Source organism: Dactylosporangium aurantiacum, from assembly GCF_000716715.1.
Classification (GTDB): domain Bacteria; phylum Actinomycetota; class Actinomycetes; order Mycobacteriales; family Micromonosporaceae; genus Dactylosporangium; species Dactylosporangium aurantiacum.
Genome location: NZ_JNYJ01000069.1, coordinates 13,623 through 32,053 on the forward strand (window position 1 = coordinate 13,623; position 18,431 = coordinate 32,053).

15 protein-coding genes and 2 pseudogenes are annotated in these 18,431 nt (G+C 75.8%); 12 read left to right on the forward strand and 5 right to left on the reverse strand.

Features of this window, described 5'->3' with window-relative positions; genetic code table 11:
• Positions 1-36: 36 nt before the first annotated feature.
• From OP18_RS46375 to OP18_RS54640, 4 genes and pseudogenes are all read left to right on the forward strand, one after another.
• A complete protein-coding gene (locus tag OP18_RS46375) occupies positions 37-948 on the forward strand; it encodes a universal stress protein (protein WP_162189922.1) in 912 nt (303 codons plus the stop codon).
• 67 nt (positions 949-1,015) lie between these two features.
• Positions 1,016-1,648 (forward strand): annotated as a pseudogene (locus OP18_RS61515) (phosphoribosyltransferase); the annotation flags it as partial.
• Between the two features lie 120 nt (positions 1,649-1,768).
• A complete protein-coding gene (locus OP18_RS61520) occupies positions 1,769-2,326 on the forward strand; it encodes a dienelactone hydrolase family protein (RefSeq protein WP_245635772.1) in 558 nt (185 codons plus the stop codon).
• A gap of 62 nt (positions 2,327-2,388) precedes the next feature.
• A complete protein-coding gene (locus OP18_RS54640; protein WP_081971713.1) occupies positions 2,389-3,018 on the forward strand; it encodes a DUF2267 domain-containing protein in 630 nt (209 codons plus the stop codon).
• 99 nt (positions 3,019-3,117) lie between these two features.
• Here OP18_RS54640 and OP18_RS46390 read toward each other — a convergent pair whose 3' ends face one another.
• On the reverse strand, positions 3,118-5,649 hold the full coding sequence (locus OP18_RS46390) for a winged helix-turn-helix domain-containing protein (protein ID WP_033366445.1): 2,532 nt from the start codon (positions 5,647-5,649) through the stop codon (positions 3,118-3,120).
• Between the two features lie 431 nt (positions 5,650-6,080).
• On the opposite strand from OP18_RS46390, the gene OP18_RS46395 reads away from it, so the two are divergent.
• From OP18_RS46395 to OP18_RS46420, 6 genes are all read left to right on the forward strand, one after another.
• Complete coding sequence (locus tag OP18_RS46395; protein WP_033366448.1) at positions 6,081-7,655, forward strand: GMC family oxidoreductase; 1,575 nt, start codon at positions 6,081-6,083, stop codon at positions 7,653-7,655.
• A gap of 162 nt (positions 7,656-7,817) precedes the next feature.
• Complete coding sequence (locus OP18_RS46400) at positions 7,818-8,690, forward strand: NAD-dependent epimerase/dehydratase family protein (protein ID WP_033366450.1); 873 nt, start codon at positions 7,818-7,820, stop codon at positions 8,688-8,690.
• Complete coding sequence (locus OP18_RS46405; RefSeq protein WP_081971714.1) at positions 8,680-9,930, forward strand: glycosyltransferase family 2 protein; 1,251 nt, start codon at positions 8,680-8,682, stop codon at positions 9,928-9,930. Before OP18_RS46400 ends, OP18_RS46405 begins: the two co-directional genes overlap by 11 nt.
• A gap of 15 nt (positions 9,931-9,945) precedes the next feature.
• Positions 9,946-11,463, forward strand: a complete 1,518-nt coding sequence (locus OP18_RS46410) for a hypothetical protein (protein WP_156090270.1) — start codon at positions 9,946-9,948, stop codon at positions 11,461-11,463.
• Positions 11,464-11,485: 22 nt separating this feature from the next.
• A complete protein-coding gene (locus tag OP18_RS46415) occupies positions 11,486-11,686 on the forward strand; it encodes a DUF1918 domain-containing protein (RefSeq protein WP_033366456.1) in 201 nt (66 codons plus the stop codon).
• A gap of 45 nt (positions 11,687-11,731) precedes the next feature.
• Entirely contained in the window at positions 11,732-13,144 is a 1,413-nt protein-coding gene (locus tag OP18_RS46420) for an AMP-binding protein (protein WP_052388371.1), read from the forward strand.
• Here the strand turns inward: OP18_RS46420 and OP18_RS46425 are convergent.
• Positions 13,118-13,783 carry a dienelactone hydrolase family protein gene (locus OP18_RS46425; protein ID WP_033366459.1) on the reverse strand — a complete coding sequence of 222 codons (666 nt, stop codon included), beginning with the start codon at positions 13,781-13,783 and terminating at the stop codon, positions 13,118-13,120. The genes OP18_RS46420 and OP18_RS46425 overlap by 27 nt on opposite strands.
• A 293-nt stretch (positions 13,784-14,076) precedes the next feature.
• Here OP18_RS46425 and OP18_RS46430 point away from each other — a divergent pair.
• A pseudogene (locus tag OP18_RS46430) lies at positions 14,077-14,481 on the forward strand (CoA-binding protein); the annotation flags it as partial.
• A 169-nt stretch (positions 14,482-14,650) separates the two neighbouring features.
• Positions 14,651-15,682 (forward strand): Acg family FMN-binding oxidoreductase, encoded by a 1,032-nt coding sequence (locus OP18_RS46435; protein WP_052388373.1) that lies wholly within the window; start codon positions 14,651-14,653, stop codon positions 15,680-15,682.
• A gap of 30 nt (positions 15,683-15,712) precedes the next feature.
• Here the strand turns inward: OP18_RS46435 and OP18_RS46440 are convergent, their stop codons facing one another.
• From OP18_RS46440 to OP18_RS46450, 3 genes are all read right to left on the reverse strand, one after another.
• The gene (locus tag OP18_RS46440) at positions 15,713-17,482 is read right to left on the reverse strand and encodes a putative nucleotidyltransferase substrate binding domain-containing protein (protein ID WP_033366462.1); all 1,770 of its coding nucleotides are present in this window, start codon (positions 17,480-17,482) and stop codon (positions 15,713-15,715) included.
• 104 nt (positions 17,483-17,586) lie between these two features.
• A complete protein-coding gene (locus tag OP18_RS46445; RefSeq protein WP_156090271.1) occupies positions 17,587-17,808 on the reverse strand; it encodes a hypothetical protein in 222 nt (73 codons plus the stop codon).
• Positions 17,809-17,946: 138 nt separating this feature from the next.
• Complete coding sequence (locus tag OP18_RS46450; RefSeq protein ID WP_033366467.1) at positions 17,947-18,183, reverse strand: three-helix bundle dimerization domain-containing protein; 237 nt, start codon at positions 18,181-18,183, stop codon at positions 17,947-17,949.
• Positions 18,184-18,431 lie beyond the last annotated feature (248 nt).

The window sequence follows — 18,431 nt, forward strand, 5'->3', positions numbered from 1 at the left end:
GAGCGAAGGAAGGCGCGAGGGAATGGGGTGATCGCGGTGAGCACGTTGCGCACCGAACCGACGGGACAGGCGCCGGTCGCTCCGCCGGCCATCGCGGACCGGATCGCGGTCGGCGTCGAGGTGAGCCGCAGCGGCCTGGCGGCACTGGAGTGGGCCACCGCCGAGACGGCGGGGACGGGCGCCCACCTGACCGTCTGCCACGTGCAGGGACACGACGACGATGATCCGGCGCCGGACCCGTCGACCCTGGCGCTGACGCGCCCGGACCTGGAGCGCTACATCCGGCGGAGCCGGCAGCGGGTCGGTGCCGGGCAGTGCTCGGTCGAGCTGCCGCCCGGCGACCTGGTCCGCGCGCTGCTGGCCCTGAGCGAGCGGGCCGACCTGCTGGTCGTCGGCAGCCGCAACAAGGCCGACCCGCTGCACCGGTCCGTCGCGTCCCGGCTGGCGGCGCAGGCGCACTGCCCGGTCGTGATCGTCCGGCCCGTCATGGGCTACGAGGCCGCGCCGTTCGCCGGTCACGTCGTGGTCGGCGTGGACGGCACCCCGGCGTCGGCGGCCGCCGTGCGGCTCGCCTTCGCGTACGCCCGGCGGCACGGCCGTGCGGTGACCGCGGTCCACGTCGACGACCGCCGGCCCGGCGACTTCTGGGTCGACGACCGGTTCCTCGAGACCCACTTCACCGCCGAACCGCCGGGACTGGACCTGCTCGCCCGCGCCGTCGAGCCGGTCGCCGCGGGGTTCCCACGGATCCCGGTGCAGCGCGCGGTGTACGGCGGCGACCCGGTGGACGGCCTGCGCCGCGCCGCCAGCGGAGCCGCGCTGCTGGTGCTGGGCCGGCACGGGCACCGCCGCCCCGCGCCGCTGCGGCTCGGCTCGACCAGCCGGGCGTTCGCGAGCCGGGCGGCCTGCGTGGTGGCGGTGGTCCCGGAGGACACCCAGCCGGACTGAGCACGGGTTCGAGCCGGCCCCCACGCGAGCCGCCGGACCCGAACCGAATCAGGGAGGTGTGGAGATCATGCAGCCCGAAGGTCCATGCTTCGCCGACCGGGACGACGCCGGCCGGCAACTGGCGCACAAGCTGAGCCATCTGCGCGGCCGTGACGTCGTGGTGCTGGGGCTGCCGCGCGGCGGCGTGCCGGTCGCCGGCAAGGTCGCGGAGTCGCTGCACGCGCCGCTGGACGTGATCGTGGTGCGCAAGCTCGGCGTCCCGCGCCGCCCCGAGCTCGGCATGGGCGCGCTGGGCGAGGACGGTGTACGCATCCTCAACCCCGACGTCATCGGCGCGGCCGCGGTCGGCGCCGACGAGGTCGCGGCGGTCGAGCGGACCGAACGCGACGCGTTGCGCGAGCGGGTGCGGGCACTGCGCGGCGACCGGCCACCGGAGGGCCTCGCCGGGCGGACCGCGGTCGTCGTCGACGACGGCATCGCCACCGGGTCCACCGCGCGGGCCGCCTGCCAGGTCGCCCGCGCGCGGGGCGCCGACCAGGTCGTGCTCGCCGTGCCGGTCGCGGCGGCCGAGGTGGCCGAGACGCTGCGCCAGGACTGTGACGAGGTGGTCTGCGTCCAGCGCCCGAACTGGCTGTGGTCGGTCGGGCAGTGGTACGACGACTTCACGCAGACCACCGACGACGAGGTGCGGGCCCTGCTCGCGCACGCCCCGGCGTCCGGCGGTGCGGCGCCGGCGCTCGACCGGGACGTGGTGGCCTGCCCGGACACGCTGCGCCTGCCGGGTCACCTGACCGTCCCGGCCGGCGCGGCCGGGCTGGTGATGTTCGTGCACGGCAGCGGCAGCACCCGGCACAGCCCACGCAACCGGTACGTCGCCTCGGTGCTGCACCAGGCGGGCCTGGGCACGCTGCTGTTCGACCTGCTGACGGCCGAGGAGGCGGCGCGGCGGGCCAACGTGTTCGACATCGGCCTGCTCGCCGGCCGGCTCACCGACGTGACCGCCTGGGTGCGCGGCGAGCCGTGGGGCGCGGCGCCACCCATCGGCTGGTTCGGTGCGAGCACCGGCGCGGCCGCGGCGCTGTGGGCCGCGGCCGACCCGGACGCCGGGGTCGGCGCGATCGTGTCCCGCGGCGGCCGGCCCGACCTCGCACACGCCCGGCTGCCCGCGGTCACCGCCGCCACGCTGCTCGTCGTCGGCGGCCTGGACATCCAGGTCCTCGCGCTGAACCGGGCCGCGCAGCGGCAGTTGCGGTGCGTCAACGACCTCGTCGTGGTGCCCGGGGCGACGCACCTGTTCGAGGAGCCCGGCACGCTCGCCGCCGCCGCGCACCACGCCGAACGCTGGTTCCTCGATCACCTCCTCACATCGGGTGGGTGACGGCGGTTCCGGCGGGCCGGCGCAGCATGGGACTCGACCGACGAGATACGGAGGTGCGAGGCATGACGTCAACCAGGAGCGACGTGTTCGAGCGGGCCACCCGCACCTCACACGCGTGGCTCGACGCGGTCGCCGCCGAGCTCGGTACGTCCGACGCCCACGCCGCGTACCGCATCCTGCGGGCGTGGCTGCACACGTTCCGTGACCGGCTGCCGATCGACAAGTCGGTCGACTTCGCCGCCGGCCTGCCGGAGCTGCTGCGCGGCGTGTACTTCGAGGGCTGGCGCCCGGCGCACGTACCGCTGAAGTACGGCGCGGAGGAGTACCGCCGCCGCTTCGCCGAGGAGGCCGGCATCGACGTCACCGAGGTGGCGCGGACGGCGCCCGCGGTGACCGGGGCGCTGCGCGGGCAGCTCGCCGCCGGGCAGCTCGACCGGGCGCTGGCGCAGCTGCCGACCGCGGTGCGCGGGGTCGTGGACGGTGCCGGCCGGCCGCCGGCCGACGGCGGCCGTGAGGCGTGGATGCATGCGCTCGACGTGCAGATGGAGGAGCTCGTCACGGCGGTCAAGACGCTCGCCGACAGCCTGCAGCACCCGCCGGACGGCCGCACCGGGGCCCCGGAGGCGGCGCCCGCGATGGCCGCACGGACCGCCGGCAGCAGCACCTCGTCGCCGCTCGGCTGGACCGACTGACCGGACCGCCCGGCGAACCCGGCTGACCGGACCGGCTGACCAGACCGCTGCCGGACCCGCCGCCGGACCCGCCGGTCCGGCACCGCGGGAGTGGCGCCGTCAGCCGGGTGGCGCGGCCGGCCGCCGGTCCGTCCCGGGACGGACCGGCGGCGGGTTGTCCTCGACCGCCGGCAGCAGGCCGAGGTCGAGCGCCGCCCGGACGGCGTCGCGGCGGCGGTGCACCGACAGCTTGCGGTAGATGGACGCGGTGTGCGTCTTGACGGTGTTGAGCGACAGGTGCAGCACGGCGGCGATCTCCGGGACGGTCCGGTGACCCGGCAGGTGGTGCAGCACGGCGAGCTCGCTCGGCGTGAGGGCCGGGTTGTCGTCGCCGGACCGCAGGATCTCGACGGCGTCCGGCTCGGTGGCGGGCGGCGGTGGGGCCGGCACCGGCAGGCCGGCGTCGGCCTGGAACGGATGCCGGACGCCTTCGGCGGCCGCGCGGCGCTCGGCCTGCCGGCGCCAGCCGGCGGCGGCCGTGGTGTCGCCGCTCAGCAGCGCCTGCCGGGACAGCAGCAGCAGGATCTCGACCTGCTGGAACAGTGACGTGCCCGGCTCGTCGAGCAACGGGCGCAGGAGACCGGCGGCGTCCCCGCCTCCGGCCAGCACGAGCCTCGCGGCGGTGATCGTGGCGGCGGCCGCCGGGACACCGACGGCGTCGGTGCTCCAGTGCCGTCCGGCCTGGTCGGCGCGGCCCATGGCGAGGAGCAGCTCGGCGCGCAGCACGTGCGCCGCCCAGCGGGGCACCAGGTGCCGGTCGTCGCCGTCCGCGATCAGCTCCTGGACGTGCCTGAGGGCCACCGCGTGGTCGTGCTGCTGCTGCAGCAGCACCGCGGCCTGCAGGCGCTGGCCGGCGACCAGCGCCGGCACCGCCTGCCACAGCTCGACCGCGAGCGCGTCGAGGTGCCGCAGCGCGGCGTCGCGGTCACCGCGCTGGACGGCGGTCTCGGCCAGGGTCAGCCGGGCCCAGCCCTCGTCGACGGCGCCGACGACGCCGTCGGCCCGGACCACGCCGCGCAGCTGTTCGGCGGTGCGGGCGGCGTCGCCAAGCCGGCCCGCCATCCGCTCGGTCACCATGTGCAGCCGCAGCACCGTGCTCCGCGCGACCGGTCCGGCGCTCGCCTGCGCCCGGAAGGCGGACAGCGACTGCCGGGCGGCCGTGAAGTCGCCCTGCCGCAGCAGCTGCCAGATGGTGGCGACCGTGCCCGGCGACGGACCGGTGACGTGCCCGACGTCGCGGGAGTTGTGCTTGCGGTCGATCGTGGCCCGGTCCCGGTGCGGGGCGGACGCGAAGCCCCTGTTGACCGGCCACCAGCGCGGCTCCGGGAAGCGCGACGGCTCGCCGCCGTCGGTGGCCGGGCGCAGCAGGTCGAAGGCGTACGCGAGCGCCCGGTCGGAGGCCAGCGACGACCACGGCCGCGGCGCCTCCGCGGTCGGGGCGGCCTGGACGGTCGCCGCGCGGATGGCGTCGTCGTGCCGGTAGGCCAGCCGGACGGCGAGTGAGCGGTCCTCCGCCGCCAGGGCGTGCCGCAGGGCCTCCGCGTACAGCTCGTGCGCCGCGAACCAGGAGGCCGCCACCCCGTGCAGGCGCCGCGCCCGGGCCGGGTCCCACTGCGACAGCGTCACGTACAGGTCGGTCCGCCACATCCGCGGGACGTGGTACCAGACGGAGCCGTGCTCCAGCGGCACGGCGAACATCTCGTCACGGGCGAGGGCCTCGAGGACCCCCGCGGCGTCGCGGTGCCCGGTGAGCGACGCGAACAGGTCCGCGCAGACCGCGTCGGCGACGCTGGCGTCCAGGACGGCCTGCCGGACGTCGGCCGGGTGCTCGCGCAGCACGTCGTGCAGGACGTACTCGGCCAGGCCCGCGCCGTTGCCCTGGAGCCGGTCGATGACGGCGCCGGCGTCGTACCGTTCGGCGGTCAGCGCCGTGATCGCCACCATGAGGCCGCCCGCCCAGCCACCGGTGACGGCGTAGAGCCGCCGGCAGTCGGCCGGGGCCAGGTCCAGCCCGCGCAGCCGGCAGATGGCGGCGGTCTCCGCCGCGGTGAAGGCCAGGTCCCGGCGGCCGAGCGCCGCACGGCGCGCCGGCGTGCCCGTGCCGGCCGCACCGTCGGGTGGGGCGTGCCGGCCGACCAGCACGACCCGGACCGCGCCGGTGCGGGCCGCGACGTGCCGCACCTGGGGCAGGAAGCGCGGGTCGGTGACGGCCTCCGTGCCGTCGAGCACGACCGTCGTGGTGCCGTCCGGCCCGCCGGGGCCGGCTCCGGTCAGGCGGTCACAGAGCTCGTCGACGCTGCCGGCCGACGCCGGCCACCACGCGGGTGCCCGGGACGGCGACTGCCACCAGGTGGCTGCCCCCGGGCCGTGCAGGTCCACGTACACCGCGCGGTCCACCCGGTCGGGCGTGTCGATCCAGTGCGAGACCAGGTCGGTCTTGCCCGAGCCGGCGGGCGCGTAGATCGCGGCGACCGGGTGCCGGGTCAGCAGCGTCGTCGCCTCGTGCAGCCGGGGACGGTGCAGATGCGGCCGGTGGACCTCGGCGTACGGCGGTAATTGTGCAATTTCACCATCCTCGGGAAAAGCCCGCATGGTGACTCCTCAATGGGCGGACATCGACGGAGCTTTCCTGTCTGGATACCAGCGCCAATGATCGTCGACAAGAGACGAAGGTGTTGTTTCGCACCACTGTGAAGACAGCGGCCAGTTGGCGGCGGAAAATGAGCCTGAACGGGTGATCAGCGCACCGCCGAATGACCACTCCAGGCGCGTTGGTCAACGAGCGATCCGGCAGGGGGACGGGCCCGGGTGGCGCGCTCCGGCGGCCGGAATCGCCCGTTCATGCGGTCCAGGTGAGGTGCCGCCGCGGCCGGGGTGACCTTCCGGGCGTCCAATTCCACCGGGGCGGCGCGCGATGATGCAATGCGTGCGGCAGGCCTGTCGGCGTGCGATTTCTGAGTAGCCGAATGAGATGCGGATCGGAGGGCACCGTTGAGCGGATCCGGCGGCGTTGCGCCGCGGTCATGATCTATGTGATCGGCTCCGGTCCGGCGGGTGTCGCCGCCGCGGTCGCGCTGACCCGGCAGGGTCTGCCGGTCACCGTCCTGGACGTGGGGCTGTCGCTGGAGCCGGCCCGGGCCGCGGCCGTCGGCCGGCTGGCGGCGCGGCCGCCGCAGGGGTGGGCCGCCGCGGACGTGGCGACGGTGCGGCAGCACCTGACCGCCGACGCCGGCGGTGTCCCGCTGAAGGTCAGCTTCGGCTCCGACTTCGTGTACCGCGACGCCGAGCGGCACCTGCCGCGCCGCGCGACGGGCGTCGGTGTGGTGCCGTCGTTCGGCGAGGGCGGGTTCGGCAACGTCTGGGGCGCCGCCGCGCTGCCGTACCTGCGCGACGAGCTGGACGGGTGGCCGCTCGGGCCCGGCGAGCTGGAGGGAGCGTTCGCGCGGGTGCTGTCGTTCGTCGGGCTGTCCGGCGCCGACGACGACCTGGCCGAGCGGTTCCCGGCGTACACCGACCGGCTGGAGGCGCTCCCGGCGAGCCGGCAGGCCGAGGAGCTGCTGGGCGACCTGCGCCGGCACCGGGAGGCGCTGCGCGCGCAAGGGTTCGTGTTCGGCCGGGCGCGGCTCGCGGTCGCCGGCCGCAACGCCGGCGGCCACGGATGCGAGCGGTGCGGCCTGTGCATGTCCGGCTGCCCGTACGGCCTGATCTACAACCCGGCCGTCACGCTGCGCGGCCTCGTCGCGCGGGGGCTGGTGACCTACGTCCCGGGTGTCCTGGTCACCGGGTTCGCCGAGCGCGGCGGCGAGGTGCACATCGACGTGCGGCAGCTGGCGACCGGGCGGACCGTGCGGCACGTCGCGTCCCGCCTGTACGTCGCGGGCGGCGTGCTCGGCACCACGAAGCTGTACCTGGCGTCGATCGGCGCCTACGACCACGAGCTGGTGGTGCGCGACAGCCAGTACTTCCTGCTGCCGATGCTGCGCTACTCGGGCGTGCCGGGCGTGTCCGACGAAGGGCTGCACACCCTGTCGCAGGTGTTCCTCGAGGTGTTCGACCCGCGGCTGTCGGCCAGGAGCATCCACCTGCAGCTCTACACCTACAACCCGCTCTACCGGCGGGCCGTCGAGGCCACGCTCGGCGCCGCCTACCCGGCGCTGCGCCCGCTCAGCGAGGCGCTGCTGCGGCGGATGCTGCTGATCCAGGGCTACCTGCACTCGGACCTGTCCGGCGAGATCGGCCTCACCCTGCGCCGGGACGGGGTGCTCGACCTGGAGGGCCGGCCCGGGCCGCGCACCCGCCGGGTGCTCGGCGGGCTCGTCGCGAAGCTGCGCCGCAACCGGTCGTCGCTGCGGGCGGTCCCGCTGCGGCCGCTGCTGAAGCTCGGCGAGCCCGGCCGCGGCTTCCACTGCGGCGGCTCGCTGCCGATGCGCCGGCGGCCCGGCGACTTCGAGACCGACCCGCTGGGCCGTCCCGCCGGGTTCGAGCGGGTGCACCTGGTCGACGCCACCGTCTTCCCGACCGTCACCGCCAGCACGATCACCCTGACGGTCATGGCCAACGCCTACCGCATCGGTGCCCACGAGGACGCGGGCCGGTGAGCGGTCCGGAGGAGCCGCGAACCATGGGCGCAGTGCTTGGTTCACGGCGGCGCCGGAGCGTAGCGGAGGTGGCGGCGTGAGCGGCCAGCGTAGCGGCTCGGGCCGCGAACCATGGGCTGAGTTTGGTTCACGGCGGCGCCGGAGCGCAGCGGAGGTGACGGCGTGAACAAGGTGGTGGCGGTCACCGGCGCGTCGGGCTACCTGGGTTCGCGGCTGTGCCGCGGGTTCGTCGCGGCCGGTGGGCGGGCGGTGCGCATGAGCCGGGGCAGCGCCGAGGCGCGGTTCACGCTCGCCGCCGGCGCGCCGGACGGGCTGTTCCGGCGCCACCGGGTGCTCGCCCTGGTGCACTGCGCGTGGGACTTCACGGCGAGCCGGCGGGCCGACGTCGCCGCGCACAACGTCCTGGGCTCGATCCGCCTCATGGAGCAGGCCCGCGCGGAGGGCGTCGAGACCATCGTGTTCGTCTCGACGATCAGCGCGTTCCCCGGCTGCCGCAGCGAGTACGGCCGGGCGAAGCTCACCGTCGAGGCGGCGGCCCGGCGGCTGGGCGCCCTGGTGGTCCGCCCCGGCCTGGTCTTCGGCGACCGGCCGGGCGGGATGATCGGGGCGCTCAGCGCCGCGGTCCGCACGTCCCCGGTCGTGCCGTTGGTCGGCACCGGCCGGCAGCTGCTCTACCCGGCCCACGAGGACGACGTCGTCGCCCTCGTCCGCCGCCTGGTCGTCCGGCCCGACCTGGTCGAGCCGGGCCGTCCGGTCATCGCCGCGCACGAGCACGGCTGGACGCTGCGGCGGATCCTGGAGGGTCTCGCCGCCCGCCAGGGCCGCGCGATCCGGCTGGTGCCGGTCCCGTGGCGCGCGGTCTGGCTGCCGCTGCGGACCGCCGAGCTGCTCGGGCTGCACCCGCCGTTTCGCAGCGACAGCGTGGTGAGCTTGGTCAACCAGCCGCGGTCACCGGACTTCGCGCCGACCCGCGCCGCGGGTGTCGCGTTCCGCGACTTCGCCCGCCCGGCTCCCGGGGTCTCCCATGTCGGCTGAGCCCGCACCCGTCGAGGTCAGCGTGGTGCTGCCCTGCCTCAACGAGGCGGAGACCATCGAGGTGTGCGTGCGCAAGGCGCTCGCCGGTCTCGCCGCGCTCGGGGTGGTCGGCGAGGTGCTCGTCGCCGACAACGGCTCGACCGACGGGTCGCAGGCGCTCGCGGCCGCGGCCGGCGCGACGGTGGTCCACGCACCGGTCCGCGGCTACGGCGGCGCCCTCATCCGGGGGATCGAGGCCGCCCGCGGCCGGTACGTGGTCATGGGCGACGCCGACGACTCCTACGACCTGGGCAACCTCGGACCGTTCATCGCCGAGCTGCGCACCGGCACCGACGTCGTCATGGGCAACCGCTTCAAGGGCGGCATCGCACCGGGCGCGATGCCGCCGCTGCACCGGTACCTCGGCAACCCCCTGCTGTCCTGGCTCGGCCGGCTGCTGTTCAGGCTGCCGGGTGTCGGCGACTTCCACTGCGGCCTGCGCGGGTTCAACCGGGACCGGATCCGCGCGCTCGGGCTCTGCATGGCCGGCATGGAGTTCGCCAGCGAGCTGGTCATCCGCGCGGCGCTGGCCCGGTACTCGATCACCGAGGTCCCCACCACGCTGCGGCCGGACGGCCGCAGCCACCCGCCGCACCTGCGGACCTGGCGCGACGGCTGGCGGCACCTGCGGTTCCTGCTCGTGTTCGCGCCGAAGCCCACGCTGCTGGTCCCCGGTCTGATGATCGCCTGCGCCGGGCTGCTCGGCACGGCCCTGCTGGTCCCCGGGGAGCGGCGCGCGTTCGGCGTCTCGTTCGACGTGGGCGCGCTCGTGTACAGCTGCCTGGCCGTGCTGGTCGGCGTCCAGTTGCTGATCTTCGGCGGGTTCGCGCGCCTGTACGGGGTGCAGGAAGGCATCACGCGGGAGGACAAGCACGCGCGCTGGACCCGCTGGCTGAGCTTCGAACGGTGCGTCACCGCCGGCCTGCTCGTCGGCCTCGGCGGCCTGGCGGACACGCTGGTCGCGGTCACCGACTGGGGCAGCACCGGCTTCGGCGCGCTCGACCCGCGCGAGACGCTGCGCGCCGTGGTGCCCTCGGCGACGGCGATCGCGCTCGGCGTCATCCTGATCTTCTCCGGGCTGTTCGCCAGCCTGCTGTCGCTGCGGACGTCGGCGGAGCGCGGCGGCGCCCCGGGCGCGTCCGGGATCCCGTCCCCGCGCCCGACCGCCGAGACGTCCCCCGACCCCACCCACCGGCCCTGAAGGAGTCACACGACCGTGCGCATGTGGTTGCGGGAGCACCGGGTGCTCGTGGGCCTCGTCGTGATCGCGGCGGCGGTCCGGCTCGGCATGATGGTCGCCTACTACCCCGCGTTCGGGTACTTCTACGACACCCGGGGCTACCTGGACGCGGCGAGCGCCACCACGCCCGGGACGATCTGGCCGTTCGGGTACTCGGCGATGCTCAAGGTGCTCAGGTTCGGCACCGGGCAGATCGCGTCGGTCTCCGCCGTGCAGCACCTGATGGGCCTGGCCATGGGCGTCGCGGTGCACGCCCTGCTCGTGCGCCGGGGCGTGCGCCGGGGGTGGGCGACGCTCGCGGCGGCGCCGGTGCTGCTCGACGCCCGGCAGATCCAGCTCGAGCACTACGTGCTGTCCGAGACGCTGTTCACGTTCCTGCTGCTGGCCGCCGTCACCCTGCTGCTGTGGCGGGACACGCCGACGCTGTGGCTGACCGGGTGCGCCGGCGCGGTCGTCGCGCTCGCCGCGCTCACCCGCACGGTCGGCCAGCCGCTGGCCGTCCTCGTCGTGCTGTACCTGATCGTGCGGCGCGTCGGGTGGCGGCACGTCGCGGCCTTCACCGTCGCCGTGGCCCTGCCGCTGGGCGGCTACGTGGTGTGGTACCACCGGCACCACGGCCAGTACGCGTTCAACGGCTACTCCGGCCGGTACCTGTGGCAGCGCACCACGACGTTCGTGGACTGCTCGCGCACCGACTTCACCCCGCGGGAACGCGAGATCTGCCCGCCGGAGCCGCTCGGGCAGCGGGAGGTCAACGACGTCTACTTCTGGGGGCTGGACCACGACCACATCGGCCAGCGGTATCCGGGCCCCGAGCACGACGCGCTGTTCGCCGGGTTCGCCCGCAAGGCCGTCCTCGGCCAGCCGGGCGACTTCGTGGGCACGATCGCCACCGACATGTGGCACCTGGTCGAGCCGGGCTGGCCCGCGCCGCAGCGGATCGCCTGCACCACGGACCTGTGGACGATGCCGTCCGGCGGGCGCTCCGGCAACCAGGTGAGCGACTGCACCGCGACGCTCATGGTGACCGGCTTCCGGCCGGCGGGCTCGGGCGGGGCCGCCCCGACGGTGACGCCGCTGAACAGCTCGCTGTGGGCGTACGGGCAGACCTTCGTGACACCGCCGTCGGCGCTGCTGCTCGGCGCCCTGCTCGCCCTGGCCCTGGCCGCCTGCTCGAGATGGCTGTCGAGGAGACCGTCGCGGCGCCGGCCCGGCGGCGGGCGGCAGGCCGCGGACGCCGCGCTGCTGGGCGCGATGAGCGTGTCGATGCTCCTGCTCGGGGTCACGCTGTCCGTGATCGACCTGCGGTTCACGGTGCCGCTGCTGACGATCACGCCGCCGGCGCTCGCCCTGGCCGCGACGGCGGCGCTGGGCCGGCGCCCGGGCGCGCCGGCCGGCCTGCCCGGGCCCCGGACGGACGAACCGGCCGGCGGCGCCGACAGCGTTACGACGGTTATCGCGCGGCAGAAGGGGAAGAGCGTCGTGCGACAGTGACCGACGACGGAAGGAGCGGGTGATGAAGGCGAAGGTCGGCGACCGGATCATCGAGGAAGGCACCCACGTCGGCGATCATCGCAGGATCGGCGTGGTCACCGGGGTGCGCCACGACGACGGCACGCCGCCGTACGAGGTACGTTGGCTGGACTCCGGCCACGAGGCGCTGGTCTTCCCAGGGACGGACGCCCGGGTCGAGCCGGCGCCCGCGCGCAACGACTGATCGGCCGGGCGTACACGCGACGTCGGTGACGGGCGGCGAGCGACGGTGCCGGAGACGATCCACCGGACACGGGCCGAGAGCGAGGCGGCCAACCTGAGCAACCTGCCGTGGGTGCGGCACGACTTCACGTGGTCGATGGCCCGATCCTGGCTGTCCGGCCTGCCGGACGGCCGCGGGCTCAACATCGCTCACGAGGCGGTCGACCGCCACGCCGGCGGCCCGCTGCGGGACAAGGTGGCACTGCGGTGCCTGGGTCCCGGCTCGCCGCCGGTCGAGCTGACCTACGAGGACCTGCGCCGCCGGACGAACCGTTTCGCCGGCGCGCTCGCCGCGCTGGGGATCGACCGGGGCGGGCGGGTGTTCACGCTGCTGCCCCGGGGCCTCGACCTGGTCGTGGCCGCGCTGGGCACGGTGAAGTGCGGCGGCGTGTCCGCGCCGCTGTCCGCGGCGTGCGGCCCGGACGAGGTCCGTGCCCGGCTGGTGCTCGGCGCCGCGGCGGTGCTGGTGACCACCCCGCAGCTGTACGAGCGCACGGTCGCCCCGGTCCGCGACGCGGTGCCGGGCCTGCGGCACGTCCTGGTGACCGGCGACGGGGCACCGCCGCCCGGCACGTCCCGCCTCGACGCCGCGCTGGCGGAGGCCGGCGACCGGTTCGAGATCCCGCCGACGGACCCGGGGCAGACGGCGCTGCTGCAGTTCACGGCCGGCACGTCCGGCCGGGCGAAGGGCACGGTGCACGTGCACGAGGCGGTGGTCGCGCACCACGCGACCGCCAGGTTCGCGCTCGACCTGCGGCCGGAGGACGTCTTCTGGTGCACGGCCGATCCGGGCTGCGGCATCGCGACGTCCTACGGCATCGTCGCGCCGCTGAGCGTCGGTGCGACCGTCGTGGTGGACACCGGACGGTTCGACGCCCGGCGGTGGTGCTCGCAGCTGCAGGCGCAGCGGGTGACGGTCTGGTACACCACGGCGGCGGCGGTGCGGATGCTGATGCGCCACGGCGACCCGGCGGCCGGGTGTGACCTGTCCGCGCTGCGGCTGGTCGCCTCGACCGGCGGGCCGCTGGAGCCGGAGGCGGTGCGGTGGGGACTGGCCACGCTCGGGCACCCGGTCCAGGACACCTGGTGGCAGACCGAGACGGGCGCGATCATGATCAGCAACTTCGCCGGCCTCGACCTGCGCCCCGGGTCGATGGGGTTTCCCGTGCCCGGGATCGAGGCCGCGCTGCTGGCCCCCGGCGGCGGTGCCGTGCGGGTCGTCGACGCACCGGACGAGGTCGGCGAGCTGGCGCTGCGGGCCGGCTGGCCGTCGATGTTCCGCGGCTACCTGCACGACGAGCCGCGCTACGCGCGGTGCTTCGCCGCGGGCTGGTACCGCAGCGGGGACCTGGCCCGCCGCGACGCCGACGGCTACTACTGGTTCGCCGGCCGGTCACCGCTGGCCGGCACCGACCCGTGAGCGCAGGTGCTCGGTGAACCACGCGGTCGCCCACGCCGCGGCCAGCTCCGGCGCCCGCCGGGCCCGGTCGCCGGTGTCCGGCAGCAGCCGCAGCCGGCACGGCACCCGCAACCCGGCGGCGGCCTGCTGATTGAGGGTCACCAGACAGCGGTCCCGCTCGTGCACCATCAGCAGCGTCGGTACGCGCACCGCGCACGACGCGGCGCCGACCCGGTCCGGGCGCCCGTCCCGGCACACGACCGCACCGACCACGGCCGGTCGCCGTGCGGCGGCCACCAGCGCGACGGCGGCGCCGGCACCGTCGCCGAACAGGCCGATCGGCACCGGTGCGCGCTGCTGCCGGCTCGCCCACCAGTCGACGGCGGTGACCAGCCGGCCCGCCAGCAGGCCGACGTCGAAGCGCAGCCGCCCGGTGCGCTCGTCGATCGCCTGCTCGCGGCGGGTGAGCAGGTCCGCGCGGACCGTGGCGACACCCGCCTCGACGAGCCGGTCCGCCACGGCGGTCCTGCCCGGGTCGCGCCGGGCGGCCGGCTCGCAGTCGCCGAACAGCACGACCGCGCTCGGATCGTCGGGCCCGGTCAGGCGCCCTTCGCAGATCACTCCCGCCGCGGGGATCGGGACACTGATGTCGTGCCGCATGGCGGACCCACCTCCGGTCGGGGCCGGTGCCCTGGGCCAGGGCGCTGTGCTGAGCACGTGCCCGCTCCGTGCGCTTTCAGACCCGCGGCCGGGGACGGATCGGCGGGCCGCGCCGCGCCGCTCACCCCGCCGGAATGATTGGTCCGCCCGACCCGGCCCCGGCATGGCCGCGGCGTGGCGCTGCCGGGCCGATCAGGCGACGCTGGAAGCATCGGCCGCCGGCCCGGGAGCATCTGTCCGGCGTGGCGTCGCGGGTGTCGCCGGCGGCCAGGGACAGCGAGGAGCTGAGTGCGATGCGTACACCTCGGCAGATTCTCGCCGAAGCGCACACCATCGCGGTGGTCGGCGCGTCGCGGGATCCGCAGAAGCCCGCGCACTGGGTGCCGCGGATGCTGCAGGAGCAGGGCTGGCACATCGTCCCGGTGAACCCGCACGCCGGGCGGCTGCTCGGCGAGCACGCCTATGCGCGGCTCAGCGACGTGCCGGAGCACCTCGACGTGGTCGAGGTGTTCCGGCCGGCGGAAGAGGCCGAGGAGCTGGTCAAGGAGGCCGCCGCGATCGGCGCCGGCGCGATCTGGCTGCAGCTGGGCATCGCCAGCCCGCGGGCGCAGCGGCTGGCCGAGGAGCTCGGGCTGGACTACGTCCAGGACACCTGCATGGGCATGGAGCGGGCGCTGGCCGACATGGTGCACGGCGGGTGCAAGCCGTCCTGCACGGTGTACCACGGCCTGGTCCCAGAGCCGGTCGGGGCGCCTGGGTCCGCGGAGGAGTCGCCGGGCGCGGCGGGCCCGTCGGAGGCGTCGCAGCCCGGCGCGGACCGGCCGGCCCCCTGACCCGCGGCTCGCGCCGCACGACGGAGGAGTGATCATGGATACTCGCCAGCACGACGACAGCCGCACGTCGGTCCGGGTGGAACCGGCGAGCCGCCTGCTCGCGGGGGCCGCGGTGACGGCCGTGCGCGCCCCGTCGATCTGGAACACGCAGCCGTGGCACTGGCGCATCGCGCACGACACCGCCGAGCTGCGCGCGGACCGCGACCGGCAGCTGCGCAGCATCGACCCGGACGGCCGCCTGCTCACCATCAGCTGCGGCGCCGCGCTGCACCACGCCTGCGTCGCGTTGCGGGCGGCCGGCGCGGCCGTCGCCGTCGAGCGGCTCCCCGACGGCGACGACCCGGACCTGCTGGCGGTGCTGCGGTACGGCGGCACGCTCGACTGGTCGCCGATGGCGCAACGGCTGCGGCGGGCGATCACGGTCCGGCGTTCGGACCGGCGGCCGTTCGCCGACGAGCCCGTGCCCGAGCACCGGATCGACCGGCTGCGCGACGCCGCCCGCCGGGCCGGCGCCGACCTGCACGTCGTCCGGCCGCAGGAGCTCACCACGCTGTCCGTCGCGGCCGGGCACGCCGCGGCCGCCGAGCGGACCGACCCGGTGTACCGCGCCGAGCTCGCCGCCTGGACCGGGGCCAGGCTCGAGGGCGGCGAGGGCGTGCCGCTGGACACGGTGGCGCCGGTGGGCGCCCGGCCCGTGCCGGTCCGCGACTTCACCGGTGATGACCCCGGCCCGAGCATCTACAGCGGCATCGACGTGGCGGACCGCAACGCCCGGTACGGTGTGATCGTCATCGACGCCGACGAGCCCGCGGGCTGGCTCGTGGCCGGTGAGGCACTCTCCGCGGTCCTGCTCACCGCCACCGACGAAGGACTGGCCACCTCCGCGATGAGCGACCTCGTCGAGGACAACGCCGCGCGGGCCATGCTGCGCCGCATGCTCGGCAGCGTCGGCCAGCCCGCCATCGGCGTGCGGGTCGGCGTCCCCGGGCACGGTGCCGCCCCACCCCAGGCGCCCCGCCGCCCGGCGAAGGACACCGTCGAGGTGGTCGTGGACCCGCGGGCGTAGCCGTGACCCCGGCGGGTGGCCGCGGCGGGCTCAGCCGGGCAGCCGGTCGAGCCACGCCCGGTCCACCCGCGACTGGACGAACGCGATCGCCCGGAACGTCTCGCGCAGGTGCCGGCGGGTGAGCGAGTCCAGGTCCTTCGGCGCGATGAACGTGCTCGACGGCGTGCCGCCGCCGCGCAGCGCCCGGACCTCGTGGTGCAGCAGCAGGTGGTAGACGTTCTCGAACCCGCCGGCCAGGGTGTCCGCCTCGTCGGTGGTGAGCAGCCCCAGGGCCGCGCCGCGGTGCAGCCGCTGCACGGTGGTGCCGCTGGCGTCGCCCGCGGCGATGGCGATCCAGCGCGCCAGCGCGACGACCGGGGTGAGCCCGCCGGGCTTGAGGTCGAGCTGGCCGCGGTGCTCGCCGCTGTGGTGCACGACGAAGTCACGGATGAAGCCGGTGGGTGGGCGCCAGCTCAACGCCTCGTCGAGCAGCGCGCGCAGGAACTGGCTGGTGCGGGTGTGCGACCGGATGCTCAGGCTGAGCGCGCCACCCAGCTCCGGGTCGGTCAGCGGCCGGCTGTCGGCCACCATCGCCGACAGCAGCAGGGCGTTGGCCTGGGTCGGATCGTGCTGCCAGCCGCGGGCCGCCGCGACCCAGCCGGACCGCGCCCGGCTGAACACCGGGTTGTGCGCGTTCGCGCCGTTGGCGCACAGCGTGAACCCGCAGCGTTGCAGCACCCGCAGCACCTCGCGGGCGTCCGCCCGGATGCGGTCCGCTCCGTCCGGCCCGGCACCGCCTGGCGGCGGGTCGGCCCACACCAGCGCGGTGTCCACGTCGGACAACGGCAGCGGCTCCTGCCTGGCCAGTGAGCCGAGCACGACCCAGGAGTGCCGCACGCCGTCGAGCGCCGGATGCGGTTGCAGGCGCAGCGCGCGCCGGATCGCCGCGTCGAGCACCGCCGCGTGGACGGCGCCGACGCGGGTGGCGGGCACGGCGTCGTCGCACAGCTCGACCAGCATCGCGGGCAGGAGCCGGCACGCCGCGGCCAGCTCCCCGACGTCGCTGGCGTTGTCGATCGCCGACCGGACCAGCAGCGGGTCCCGCACCTCCGCACCGGCCAGGTCCGCGGCCCGCAGCACGCCGGTGGGCCGGCCCGCCCCGTCGACCACCACCAGGTGGTGCACGCCGTGCTCGACCATGCGCAGCAGCCCCTGCTCCTGGGTGGCGTCCTCGCCGACGGTCAGCGCCGGCACCGTGGCGAGGGCGCGGACCGGGGCGTCGGGGCCGACCCGGCCGGTCGCCACCTGCGCGCGGAAGTCCAGATCGGTGACGATGCCGGTGTGGTCGCCGGCCCGCACCAGCGCGCACGAGAGGCCCGCCGCGCCGATGCGCGCCGCCACGTCACGGACCCGGTCGGTGGCGTCGCACCAGACGATCGGGCGGACCAGGCGCGTCAGCGGCCGATCGGCCCGGCGGAGGCCGGCGTCCCGGACGAGCCGCTCGGGGGCGGTGAGCAATGCCCGCGGATCCGGGACGCGCAGGCACACACTGTCCTCGCGGGCCCGGACCCGGGCCGCCGGCGGCCACCCGGGACCGATCGTGTCACCGGGCCCCAGCAGGTCCACGACCCGGTCACCGGCGAGCATCTCGAGCGCGCCGCTGCGGACCACCCACAGGCACGCCGGCACACCCCCGGCGGTCACCGTCGCGCCGGCCGCGAGGTGCTCGACCTCGACGCCCGCGGCCACCCGCGCCAGGTCCCGCGGGTCCAGCGCGTCGAACGGCGGCTGCCCGCCGAGGAAGTCCACGAGCTCCTGCACGGCCGGCCCACCTCCGGTTCGGATACGGCAATCCTCGGACCGGACCGGCCGTGGTGTCGAGCGTGCGGCCCGCGGCGCAGGGAGGGGTCACCGCGGGCCGCACGTCACCGGGCCCGCTGCGGCACGGGCGGCACCCCGTCGAGCGTCTCGCGGATCAGCTGCGCCGCCGCGCGCTCATCGGTCCGGTCGCGCGCCCTGGCGAGGTCGCGGACCGCCAGCTCCAGCGCTTGGACGTGCGCCTCGAGGTGGCGCAGCCGCAGCAGCACGTCGGTCGACGGCGGCAGTGGCTCCGACACCCACGCATCGGTCAGGGTTGTCGTCGACATGGTGGTCATCATGACGCCCCTTTCGTGATTGGCCGGCGGTGCGCCGACACCCCCATCGTGGCCCGCCCGCCGGCGCGCCCGCAGGGCCGTTGGACCCGCCGGCCGTGAGCCCGCCGACCCGTCCGGGAAACCGTCGGCTCACCCGCCCCGGACCCGCGGTGCGGCGGTCTCGTCGAGGATGCGGCGGGCATCGCGTTCGACGAGCACCGGCACGAACGCGTACACCTCGGCGGTCGCGTACAGGTCGGTGACCTGGTTGACGGTCTGCCGGACCACCTCGGGCTGGTGGCGGCCGGCGTAGCGGCGGATGAGCCGCTCGGTGGCGTGTTCGATGGCGTGCCGCTCGACCATGGCCTTGGCCTGGGTGGCGAACATGATCCCGGTCCCTTCGACGGTGACGGTGCATCCACTGCGGACGATCGCCGGTCGGGGCGCGGCGCGGCAGGGGCCATCGGCCCGGCCCGCGGGGACCGCCGTCCACGCCGGAGGTCCCGCCGCGCGCGGGCAGAAGGTCCCGTCGACAGGGGTGATTGTCCTCTGCGGCGCGAGGGTGCCGGTGCCCGACGCTGTTGGCATCACACAGGACGTTGCCGAGTAGAGGCCCGGAGGGCACATCATGAAGC